Here is a 10,449-nt window from a genome sequence, read left to right as displayed (position 1 = left end):
ACCAAACCTTCGCCCTCGCCCTCCCACACTGGAAAGACGCCACCGCCCGCATCGTCCCCGCAATCCTCGCGCAGGACGAAACACCGTGATCACCATCCTCGACAGACCGTATTGTTCGGCGCGGCGCGACTCTCGGAATGCCCGCCGGCACCGAAATTCCGTGCCGTCATTCACGCGTTTCAGCCCGTGCGCCGGCAACTGACATTCCATCCGCGGGCGCGCGTAGGCTGCCTCCGCGATACCGGCAGAAAGGATCGCGCGGCCCTGATCCTGCGTTGCGGGCGCGGGCGCGAGACGCCGGAGGTCAGTTCAGCCCGACCCGCGCCTGTGCCGCCGGCGGGGGAGAGGCCGGGAAGAACTGCTGGCGGACACGTTCAAGCCAGCCCGGCCTGTGGCGCCCGTATTGCAGGACGCGCGCGCGTTCGATGGTGACCAGGCCGCTCTGCATCATCGAATCCAGAACCGGCAGGAAGGCCTCGATCCTGTCGGTGGCATCGACAATCTCGATGATGACGGGATGATCGTCGGAGAACGGCAGAAGATGCCCCTCATGCAGGCGCCCCGTATGGCCGAAGCCGAGCGGGCCGCGCAGCACGGTGGCGCCGGCAAGCCCGTGATCCCGCGCCGCGTGAACGATCGCGATGAACAGCGGCGTCCCGCCATGGCGGTCGGCCGAGCTGGTATAGATCCGCAGCAGTGAAGCCTCGTGTGGAACATCCATCGCCGTGTCCTCCTCGCTTTCTCGTCCGCCTCAGGCCGGGGCCGGCGAACCGGGAACGATCTTCCGCATCTTGAGTGCCTCCAGCGTGACCACGCCCGACGGAATCATCGGCTCGATCAGCGGCAGGAACGCCTCGATCCGGTCCGGCCGGTCGATGATCTCGACGACGATGGGCTGATGCGCCCCGGCATCGACGTTGATGCCCGTCCTGATTCCGCGCGAGCCGCCAAAGCCCATCGGGGCCGGCAGCGCCGTGCCGCCGGCCAGCCCGGCCCGCATCGCCGCCTCGATGATCGCGCGATAGAGCGGCTGGCCGCCGGCCATGTCGTCCTCGCCCAGGAAAACCCTGAGCAGCAGGGCATCTTCCATGATGCGCATCGAGGTCCTCCTCGGCGTTCGGGTCGAACCGGCCCGGACAACGACGCTGAACCGAGACTAGCGCCGATCCGCCGGCCCTGTCAGCAAGAAATGACATCCTCCCGATCGTGCGAGCCGCCGGTCAGAACAGGGCGACAACGAGAATGGCGACGAGCAACAGGCCGATGATGCCGAGATAGAGATTGAGGGAGCCGGACTGCAAAACCCGGCCCCGCCGGGCGAGGCCATGCACCAGCCGCACCACCGGGCCGAACAGGGCGGGGCCGAAGATCGGGGCAACATCGTGCTCGAAACGCAGATGCTTCACGAAATACGGCGACAGGCTGGTTTCCACGCCGGTTTCCGCGCGCGGACGATAGACGAAGCTGTAGAACGTCCTGAGCGAATTCGAGAAGGTCAGGGCCGTGGTCGCATTTCGCCGGTCGAGGCGCGGCGAGCCGCCATACCAGACGGGAACGCGCCGCGCGGGCCGGCGTCTGCACAGCAGGATCGCCGCCGCCGGCACCAGGGCCAGCAGCGGCATCACGATGACCAGCTTCGACGGCGAGATGAAGGCGAAGCCGGCGCTCAGCGGCACCAGGATCCATCCGTCGGTCATGTGCGCCGCGGCGTCGATGGCATCGTGCGCGGGCCAGACGCGGGCAAGCGCGCCGAGCCAGACCGGCATGCCCACGGCCAGCGCGAGCACGGCCAGGCCGAGCGCGCCGACCGCGGATTGATGCCGCGCGGGAAGCCGCGCGCCGCCGTCTGCCGCGCGCCCCTGCAGGCCGACGCCGAACAGCTTGACGAAGGTGGCGAAGGCGATCGCCGCCGTCAGCGCAAGCCCCGCGCCGGTCAGCACAAGCGTGAGGCGCTCCGCCAATCCCGGCAGGTGGAACCCCTGGAACACGGTCTGGAACATGAACCATTCCGAGACGAACCCGGCCTGGGGCGGCATCGCCGCCAGGCTCATCGCGGCGAACAGCGCCCCCATGCCGAACAGGGGCGTGTTCGCGCGCAGCACGCCGTCCTGCCGGATGGCGTAGCCGCCGGTGGCGGCGAACACGCCATCCGCGGCGAGAAACAGCGCGCCCTTGGCGAGCGCATGGGCGGCGAGATGCAGCAGCGCGACCGTGAACGCCAGCCCGGCGAACAGCGGCAGGTGCCCCGCCTCGAACAGCAGCGAAGCGCCGAGTGCGGTCACCACCACCGACGCGTTCTCCGCCGAGGAGAAGGCGAGCAGCGCCCGCCAGTCCTCCTGCTGGAAGGCGTAGAGCGTGGTGAGGATCGCGCTGATCACGCCGATGGCGCACAGCGCGATGCCGAACCCCTCGTCCACCCCGCCCGGCAGCCAGACCAGCAGGCCTCGCGCCAGGCCGAAGAACGCCGCGTTGAGCACGACGCCGGACAGCACCGCCCCGGTCGCGCCCGAGCCCGCCCCATAGGCGCCCGGAAACCATTCGTAGAACGGCAGCAGCCCGAGCTTGGCGCCGAACCCGACGAGCAGGAGCCCGCCGGCGATCGCCGGACCATAGAGCGCCGCCCCGCGCCAGGCCCCGGCGAACCCCGCGAAGCCCAGGGAGCCGGACGCAGTCCCCAGGACCAGAACCGCCGCGAGCAGCGCCACGGCCCCCACCTCGAGCAGGCCGAGCATGAACAGCGCGCGGCTTCCCGCCCCTTCGGCCAGCCGTTCGCCAAGGATCATCGCCGCGCCGCCCAGGCTCATGACCTCCCAGGCGACGAGGAATGCGGCTCCCTGCGTCACCCCGAAAACGCCGAGCGCGCCGATCAGGCTCATCGACAGTCCGAATAGCCAGAGCCGCCCGCCCCGCCCCGGCGAGCCGAGCCAGGCCGCCAGCATCGCCGGCGCCAGCCCGAAGCCGAACAGCCAGAGCGCGGCCGGGGAGAGCGTGAAGCCGGAGCCTTCGTCGGCGATGCGGAAGACGGGCAGCGCCACCGGCGGACTGGCCCCCGGCAGCGCCAGGATCGCGGCGATCATGCCGGCAAGGCAGCCCAGCCCGGCCAGCCCGCGGCCGAGCACGACCCCCCTGCCCGCCAGCGCGATGAGGCCGGCGACCAGCCAGAACAGGGTGGCGAGGCCGATCAGGTCATTCGCCATCGATCCGTCCTCCGCGCACGCGTTGCGCCCGGCGCCCGAGGAACATCAGCAGCGCCTCGATGATCGCCGCCGGATTGGGCGGGCACCCCGGCAGGTACAGGTCGACCGGCAGCGCCTCCTCGAGGCCGGACAGGCACGGCCCGCCCGGCGCGATGCCGCCGGATACCGCGCAGGTGCCGCTGGCCATGACCCAGCGCGGCGCCGGCATCGCCTCCCAGGTGCGGCGCAGCGGCTCCAGCATCGCCCGGGTGACCGGGCCGGTCACCAGCAGCAGATCGGCGAAGCGCGGCGAGGGCGTGAAGAAGATGCCCAGACGGTGCAGGTTGTAGAACGGGTTGTTCAGGGCCTGCAGCTCGGATTCGCAGCCATTGCAGGAGCCGGCATCGACATGCCGCACATGCAGGCTGCGCCGGAAGCCGCGCCCCGGACCATCCGCCGCGGCCAGCGCCGCCATGCCGGCGGCTTCGATGCCGGTCCTGAGATCGTCGCGCGTCCGCGCGCCGAACGCCCAGTCCCCGCTCTCGGCCAGCGCGCCGGTCGGGCAGGTTTCGACGCAACGCTGGCAGACGACGCAGCGCCCGTAATCGAGCGCGATCCGCGCGCCGGCGAGACCGATCGCCCCGGTCGGGCAGGATGCCGCGCATACCTCGCATCCCGCCTCGCAGCGCCCAGGGTCGAGCCGCGGCATCCCGACCACGCCATCCTGGCCGTCCGGCCCCGGCCTCAGCGGCCAGGACGTGGTCGCGGATCCCTCAAGCAGGCCGATCAGCGTCCAGAGTGCCATCCGCACCTCCCCCTCATCGCGCGCATCCGGCGATGGTCAGGCCGAAACTCGCCTCGTTGATCGCGTAGTCCATCATGTTCGTGCCGTGCACGGTGTAGGGAAACACCCGCCAGTTGGAGAAGGAGGGCGACTTGATCTTGACCCGCGCGAGCCGCCCGTCGGGCCCGACATGCACGGCATAGATCAGCGTGCCGCGCGGCGATTCCGCCCAGCCCATCGCCTCGGCGCCGGCGGCCGGCGCGCAGGCGACCCGGATTGCGCCGCCGGGCGTCAGCGCGATGGCGCGCTCGATCATCAGCAGCGCATTCTCGATCTCGGCGATCCGCACGCGAGCACGGGCGTGGGCATCGCCGTCGGTCCCGGTGGCGACGGCGAGGGCGAGGTCGGGATCGTCGTAGGCGGCATAGGCATGGTCGCGCCGCAGGTCGCGGTCGAGGCCGGAGGCACGGGCAACCGGCCCGGTCGCGCCCTGGTCGAACGCCACCTCGCGGGGCAGCACGCCGGTCGTCGCCAGCCGGTCGAAATGGCTTTCCGAGGCGTCCAGCCGCGCGATGTAGCGGCGGATCGGCGCGCGCAGGGCATCGAGCGCCCCGGCAAGACCCTCGACGCGCAGCTCCCGCCGCAGCCCGCCCGGCGCGATCACGCCGCGCAGGAACCGGCTGCCCGTCATCCGGGCGCCGATCTGCTTGACCCGCTCGGCAAGCAGCGCGCCTTCGGCATGGGCCACCTTCAGCGTCGTCGTATCGGCAAGATGGCCGAGATAATGAAGATGATTGTAAAGCCGCTCGAGCTCGGCGACGATCACCCGCTGGTAGCGCGCGCGGCCGGGAACGGCCACCTGCGCGGCGGCCTCCACCGCCTGCGCATAGGCAAGGGCATGCGCCACGCTGCCGACCCCCGAAACGCGCTCGGCCAGCACGAGCCCGGTCTCCGGCGTCTGGTCGACGAAGCGGTCTTCCATGCCGCGATGCTTGAGGAACAGGTGCGGCACGTAATGCAGGATCGCCTCGCCGACATAGAAGAAGCTGAACTCGGCCGATTCGACCACGCCGGCCCGCACCGGCCCGAACGGCAGCACCTGCACGGCATCGCCGGACAGCCCCGGCAGCCGGCGCAGATCCGCCTCCTCATCGGCTCGCAGCGGCGCGATCAGCGAAAACGGTTCCGGCTGCCCGCAGAAGGCGATGCCGCGATGATCGGCCGTCTCCCGCTCATACCATCCCAGCAGCGGCCAGATCGTGGCGATGCTCGGCACCGTTCCCCCGGCCGGAACGCTCCAGACCTCGAAGCCGGCGATCCCCGGGCGCGACGACACGTAGCGCAGCGTCTGCCGCCCGTCAGCCTCCGGGGCCGCATAGACCATGATCATCCGGCCCCCCGCAGCGCGCAGCGCGCCGGCCGCGGCCTCGAGGGACGAGGGGTCCATGCCGCGCCTCGACGGCATATTCACGACGCCCTCCGCGCATCCGGCATGCGGGCCGAGGCGCGCGCGGCAGGCGCCGGCGCGGCGGCCGGACGCTCGATCACCTGTTCGACCGTCTGGAAATCGCGCCACATCGCGCGCGGCCACCACAGGCCCAGCACCAGCAACGGGATCAGCGCGAGCCACATCGGCGCGACGGTCCAGGCCCCGAGCCGCGCCGGCCTCGGCGCGTCATCCCCGGCCGGCTCGAAATACATGACGCGAAAATGATCGAGGAAGCCGATGAAGATCAGGATCAGCAGAACCAGCATCACGATCGCCGCCCAGAGCCCGGCGCCGCGGAAACCGGCGCGCAGGATGGTCAGCTCGCTGGCGAACAGGCCGAAGGGCGGCGCGCCGGTGATCGCGACGGCACCGGCCAGCCAGAGTGCTGCGGCGACCGGAAAGTGGCGCGCATAGTCGCGGATCCGCGTCATCGACCGGGTGCCGAAACTGCGCATCGCGTTGCCGGCGCCGAAGAACATCAGCGACTTGTTCAGGCTGTGGTTGAGCATGTGATACATCGCGCCCGCGACGCCGAACGGCCCGCCGAAACCGAAGCCGAGGGCGACGATGCCCATGTGCTCGACGCTGGAATACGCCATCAGCCGCTTCACCCCGCGCTGGCGCACGATGAACAGCGCCGCCACCAGGAGCGAGGCGGTGCCGAACACCGCAAGGATCTGGTCGGGCAGCATGAACAGCCCGGCCCGGTGCAGCACCGCGAGATAGCGCACGATGCCCGCCATCGCCGCGTTCAGCAGCGCGCCGGAGAGCATCGCCGAGACCGGCGCCGGCCCCTCGCTGTGCGCATCCGGCAGCCAGGTGTGCATCGGCGCCAGCCCGACCTTGGTGCCGTAGCCCACCAGCACGAGCAGGAACCCGGGCACGAGCAGCGCGCGGTCCATGTGCGGCGCGGCATGCCGCAGGACGCGCCAGGTCATGTCATAGGTCGGCCCCAGGCTGAACGTCCCGGCCCAGTAGAAGATCACCGTGCCAAGAAGCGCCAGCGTGATCCCGGCCGAGACGATGATGATGTATTTCCACCCTGCCTCGATCGCCTCCGCCGCCTGCTCGAACGCGACGAGGAAGGTGCTGACCACGGTCGTCATCTCGATCGCGATCCAGTAAAGCCCGGGATTGTTCATCAGCGGCGCGATGAAGATGGTCAGCGCGAACAGGGCGAAGAGCTGGTAGAACCGCGGCAGCCGCGCTTCCTCTCCCGGCATCCGCATGTAGCCGCAGGCATGGATCGAGGCGAGCAGATAGACCACCGCGGCGCACAGGATGATCCAGGCGCCGAGCGGATCGACGATCAGGTAGCGCCCGAGATAGCGGGCGCCGGCGGCAGGGGCGGAAACCGTCATCGCGACCGCGGCGATGAAGCAGAGCCCGGCCGCGGCGAGGTTGAGCCGCTCCGCGAGACGCGGCCGCGGCGCGGCCAGCATCGCCAGCACCGCGAGTGCCGGCGCGCCGATCAGGACCGATGTCGCGATCCCGGTCATCTCAGCCCACCAGCCGCCGCAGTTGCAAGGCACTCGTGCTGCCGACCTGCCCGACGAGATAACGCACCAGCACGCCGAAGCAGACGACGACGATGAGCAGGTCGAACAGGATCACGAGTTCGAGCAGCATCGGCATGCCGGGCACGAGAATCTGCGTGCCGAGGAAAATGCCGTTCTCGAGGACCAGCAGCCCGAGAACGTGACTGACCGCCTCGTGCCGCACCGCGAGCATCAGATAGCCGATCAGCTTCATCGACAGCATGACCGTCAGCGCCAGCACGACGACCTCGGCCGTCAGGTGCAGCGCCTGCGTCATCCGCGCGGCGACGACGAGCGAGAACACGACGGCGCCGGCGCCCAGCACCAGACTCGACCCCGGTCGCAGCAGCGGCTCGAGTTCCCGCTCGATCGTCAGCCGCCGGATGATGCGGAGCAGCAGGTAGGGCAGCAGCGTTCCCCGGAACGCCAGGGTCAGCAGCGCGATGACATAGAGTTCGGGATAATGGTCGATATACCCGACCGCCGCCGAGAGCAGCGCGATCGCCCACGATTCCGCGGCGAAGGCGATGAGGTAATGCCGCAGCCAGCGCGAGCCGAGCATGACGAAGGCAAGCAGCAGGCTCGCGATGGCGAGAACGCCGAACAGCGAGGCTTCGACCGGCGTCGCGTGAAACCCGTGCATCACCCGAGTCCGATCTGCGTGCCGATAATGGCGAGGACCGCCAGCAGGAACGAAACCGCGAGCGGTTCCTGATAGCGGTAGAAGCGCAACCGCGCCTGGATCGTGTCGACCGTCACAATGGCACAGGCGACGATGACGAATTTCACGATCACGCCGGCCGCGCTGCCGAGCACGCCCGGCGCCAGCCCGCGCGTGGAGAGGAACCACGGCATCGTCAGCACGTTGCAGAAGATCGTGTAGAGGATGAACTGCTTCATCATCGACGCCCATTTGAGCAGGGCGTGCAGCGGGCCGGCATATTCGAGCACGCGCGCCTCCTCGATCATGTAGACCTCGATATGCGTGCTGGAATGGATCGGCAGCCTGTCGGTCTCGACCGTCAGCAGGATGAAGAACGCGGCGACCAGGAACAGGTGCGCGGGACCGAGATAGACCGCCGGGCTCGCCACCAGCAGGTGGTTCACCACGAAGGGCAGCATCGAGCGCGCGAACAGGGTGATGCCGACGAAAACGAGGATCAGCGTCGGCTCCGCGAGAATGCCGATGACCGCCGCGCGGCTGGACCCGATCCCGCCATAGGCACTGCCGGTATCGAGCCCGGCCAGGGTTATCATGAAGGAGCCGAGCGTCAGGATCAGCCCGCCGCCGAGAATGTCCCCCATGTTCGAGAGCGGCAGCGGATAGTTTGTCAGCACCGGAATGAGGATCGGCACCGTCATCATGCAGGTGAAGGCGACGACGGGCGTCACCCAGAACAGCCACGAGGCGGTCTCCGGCACGACGATGTCCTTGTGGAACAGTTTCCACAGATCCCGGTAGGGCTGCAGCACCCCCGGGCCGTGCCCGCGCTGGATCCGCTCCTCGAACTGGACGATGCACCCCTGGATGAACGGCGCCGCCGCGATCGTGAACGCCACCTGGCAGGCCTGCAGAATGGCGTCGCGCACGGTCATGAGCGCAACCGATGGTTCCGTCGGGCTGAATGAAGGCAGTTCCGGCCAATACGCACCATGACACCCGTCCTCTTCCGCTGTAGCGGATATGAACAGGAGTCATCGGCCCCACGGGCGGTTACACGGTGAACTCCATCACCGGCATCGGAATGCGATACAATCCAACCCTCGCCTGTCCGCCCACGCCTGTCAATCGGAATCGTCGAGGCCGAAGCACAGGGGGGCCGGACGGCGCGATCTCTTGGCCTGTCCTCTACCGCAACGCAGCGTCATCAATGTGGCGGATCCGCGATCAGCCCGGTCGGCTGCGCACCCACCGCTTCCGCGGGAGGCCGCGCCAGCGCCGGCGGATCAGAAATCAGACCGTCCGCGCCAGCGCGGAGAACGGCCCGCTGTTCCAGCCCGTCGCCGTTCGGATGCGGGCGATCACCGCGCGATAGGCCACCGGTTCGGCGAGGTTGAGCCGGGCGCGCAGTTCGTCGAGATCCTCGGCCAGCAGCGCCTCGATATCGAGGCTCGGGATCCACGCCGCCGCGCGCCCGATCCGCCGCGCCTCGCGCACGGCGGCGAACACACCATCGCCGTCGATCCCGGCCTTGCGCAGATAGCGCCGCACCACGAACGGGCCGGTCGTGCTGATCAGGCGGAAGGCGCGGATGCGAAGCTGCTCGTAACTCACCGCGAGCACACAGACCTCGCCCAGTTCGTCGCGGCCATAGCCTGTGAGGACATGATAGAGATCATGCATGTCGCGCGACGTGTAGCTGGAAAAGAGCCTGATCGGCTCGGGCAGTTCGCTGAGCTTCCGGGTCACCGCCGGCGTCGCCTCGATCAGGCCGCGCGCGGACAGCCCCTCGCGCTCCATGAAGGCGAGATAGTGCCGCCCGAGCGAATTCGGCTTCAGGGTACGCAGGTAGTCGTGATCATCGAGCGTGCGGGCGAGCGACCGCTTCTCGCGGATCACCGCCTGCCCGGCGGGGAACGATACGAAGCGGCGGAACACCCGGCGCTGCGAACGCCCGGCCAGCGCGATGCCCATCAGCGCCACCTGCTGGGTGTCCTCCGGGTCGCGGGCCAGGCGGATCAGCGCGCGCACCGCATCGAGCGGCCGGATGCGCTGCCGCGGAACGGTCGCCAGAACGGCGTCGATATCCTCGGGCCCGATGATGCTGGCGGTCATGCTTGTCCTCCGCGAACGGGGCTGGTGTTAACTTTGAAACATTCATTATCATTTTTTAGCAATTTCTGAAAAATCAAGATTGCCTGGCCCCGTGCTGGGGCCGGGAATGCGGCGCAGGCCGCCCCCCCCCCGCGTGATCATCACCAGCGCGCCCGGCAGGATCATCCGCGCGAGGCGAATGACCGCGCCGGGCGCCATCTGCACGCACCCCCGCGATGCCGGCCGGCCGAGCATGCCGACATTGGCCGTCCCGTGGATGAAGATATCGCGCGCCAGCGTGTCGACATCGCCGCCCTGGTTCCAGCCCGGCTGCAAACCCTCGAGCAGCAGGATTCGCCCGACGATCAGCCGGCTCGCGGCAAGGTGACCCGGCGCGAGGACCGGCTTCGCGAACCGGCCGGTTGGCCCTGCGGCATTCAGGACCTGGTCCGCCGGCCCGCCCCGCCCGAGTTCGCCGACGACGCGAAATACCCCAACCGGCGTCCGGTCGCTGCCGCGGCGCTGGCCGACCCCGAAGCGGGAGGTCGAAACCCGCCAGCCGGCGCGATACCGCCCGTCGCGAAACAGGTCGAGCCGCTCGCGCGCGATATCGACGACGATGAAATCCCGATCGCCCGGCGCCGGATACCGCCGCGCCAGCCGGCGCCAGTCGGCCGCGAAGGCCCGCCGCCGCCACCGCGCGCGCA

General features: G+C 69.5%; 10 protein-coding genes and 1 riboswitch. All 10 genes read right to left on the bottom strand.

From position 1 onward, the window contains the following. Positions 1–304: 304 nt before the first annotated feature. Positions 305–721, bottom strand: coding sequence for a DUF190 domain-containing protein (locus APM_RS01070; protein ID WP_007421508.1), 417 nt, complete (start codon positions 719–721; stop codon positions 305–307). A gap of 30 nt (positions 722–751) precedes the next feature. Continuing rightward, complete coding sequence (locus APM_RS01065) at positions 752–1,099, bottom strand: DUF190 domain-containing protein (RefSeq protein ID WP_007421507.1); 348 nt, start codon at positions 1,097–1,099, stop codon at positions 752–754. A 121-nt stretch (positions 1,100–1,220) separates the two neighbouring features. Next, positions 1,221–3,197, bottom strand: a complete 1,977-nt coding sequence (locus APM_RS01060) for a hydrogenase 4 subunit B (protein ID WP_007421506.1) — start codon at positions 3,195–3,197, stop codon at positions 1,221–1,223. Further along, the gene (locus tag APM_RS01055) at positions 3,187–3,981 is read right to left on the bottom strand and encodes a 4Fe-4S binding protein (protein WP_035186487.1); all 795 of its coding nucleotides are present in this window, start codon (positions 3,979–3,981) and stop codon (positions 3,187–3,189) included. The genes APM_RS01060 and APM_RS01055 overlap by 11 nt, the downstream gene beginning before the upstream one ends. 13 nt (positions 3,982–3,994) lie before the next feature. After that, positions 3,995–5,425, bottom strand: coding sequence for a nickel-dependent hydrogenase large subunit (locus APM_RS01050; protein WP_035186488.1), 1,431 nt, complete (start codon positions 5,423–5,425; stop codon positions 3,995–3,997). A gap of 2 nt (positions 5,426–5,427) precedes the next feature. Beyond that, a complete protein-coding gene (locus tag APM_RS01045; RefSeq protein WP_007421503.1) occupies positions 5,428–6,948 on the bottom strand; it encodes a proton-conducting transporter membrane subunit in 1,521 nt (506 codons plus the stop codon). 1 nt (position 6,949) lies between these two features. Next, positions 6,950–7,630: a hypothetical protein gene (locus tag APM_RS01040; RefSeq protein ID WP_007421502.1), complete on the bottom strand. Its 681-nt coding sequence runs from the start codon at positions 7,628–7,630 to the stop codon at positions 6,950–6,952. Next, entirely contained in the window at positions 7,630–8,583 is a 954-nt protein-coding gene (locus APM_RS01035; RefSeq protein WP_007421501.1) for a respiratory chain complex I subunit 1 family protein, read from the bottom strand. Before APM_RS01035 ends, APM_RS01040 begins: the two co-directional genes overlap by 1 nt. 86 nt (positions 8,584–8,669) lie before the next feature. Continuing rightward, positions 8,670–8,732: riboswitch (Fluoride riboswitch) on the bottom strand. Positions 8,733–8,941: 209 nt separating this feature from the next. Beyond that, positions 8,942–9,763 carry a Coq4 family protein gene (locus APM_RS01030; RefSeq protein ID WP_007421500.1) on the bottom strand — a complete coding sequence of 274 codons (822 nt, stop codon included), beginning with the start codon at positions 9,761–9,763 and terminating at the stop codon, positions 8,942–8,944. 48 nt (positions 9,764–9,811) lie between these two features. Next, the coding region (locus tag APM_RS01025; RefSeq protein ID WP_007421499.1) for a L,D-transpeptidase at positions 9,812–10,449 on the bottom strand (638 nt) is incomplete at its 5' end.

Origin of the sequence: Acidiphilium sp. PM (assembly GCF_000219295.1) — a bacterium.
In the GTDB taxonomy this organism is placed as follows: domain Bacteria; phylum Pseudomonadota; class Alphaproteobacteria; order Acetobacterales; family Acetobacteraceae; genus Acidiphilium; species Acidiphilium multivorum.
The sequence above is the reverse complement of the archived record's forward strand: the minus strand, read 5'-3'. Positions and strand labels throughout refer to the sequence as shown.

Coding starts and splice junctions, on each gene's coding strand:
- APM_RS01070 (WP_007421508.1), bottom strand. CDS start 721: ATGGATGTTCCACACGAGGCTTCACTGCTGCGGATCTATACCAGCTCG.
- APM_RS01065 (WP_007421507.1), bottom strand. CDS start 1,099: ATGCGCATCATGGAAGATGCCCTGCTGCTCAGGGTTTTCCTGGGCGAG.
- APM_RS01060 (WP_007421506.1), bottom strand. CDS start 3,197: ATGGCGAATGACCTGATCGGCCTCGCCACCCTGTTCTGGCTGGTCGCC.
- APM_RS01055 (WP_035186487.1), bottom strand. CDS start 3,981: ATGGCACTCTGGACGCTGATCGGCCTGCTTGAGGGATCCGCGACCACG.
- APM_RS01050 (WP_035186488.1), bottom strand. CDS start 5,425: ATGCCGTCGAGGCGCGGCATGGACCCCTCGTCCCTCGAGGCCGCGGCC.
- APM_RS01045 (WP_007421503.1), bottom strand. CDS start 6,948: ATGACCGGGATCGCGACATCGGTCCTGATCGGCGCGCCGGCACTCGCG.
- APM_RS01040 (WP_007421502.1), bottom strand. CDS start 7,630: ATGCACGGGTTTCACGCGACGCCGGTCGAAGCCTCGCTGTTCGGCGTT.
- APM_RS01035 (WP_007421501.1), bottom strand. CDS start 8,583: ATGACCGTGCGCGACGCCATTCTGCAGGCCTGCCAGGTGGCGTTCACG.
- APM_RS01030 (WP_007421500.1), bottom strand. CDS start 9,763: ATGACCGCCAGCATCATCGGGCCCGAGGATATCGACGCCGTTCTGGCG.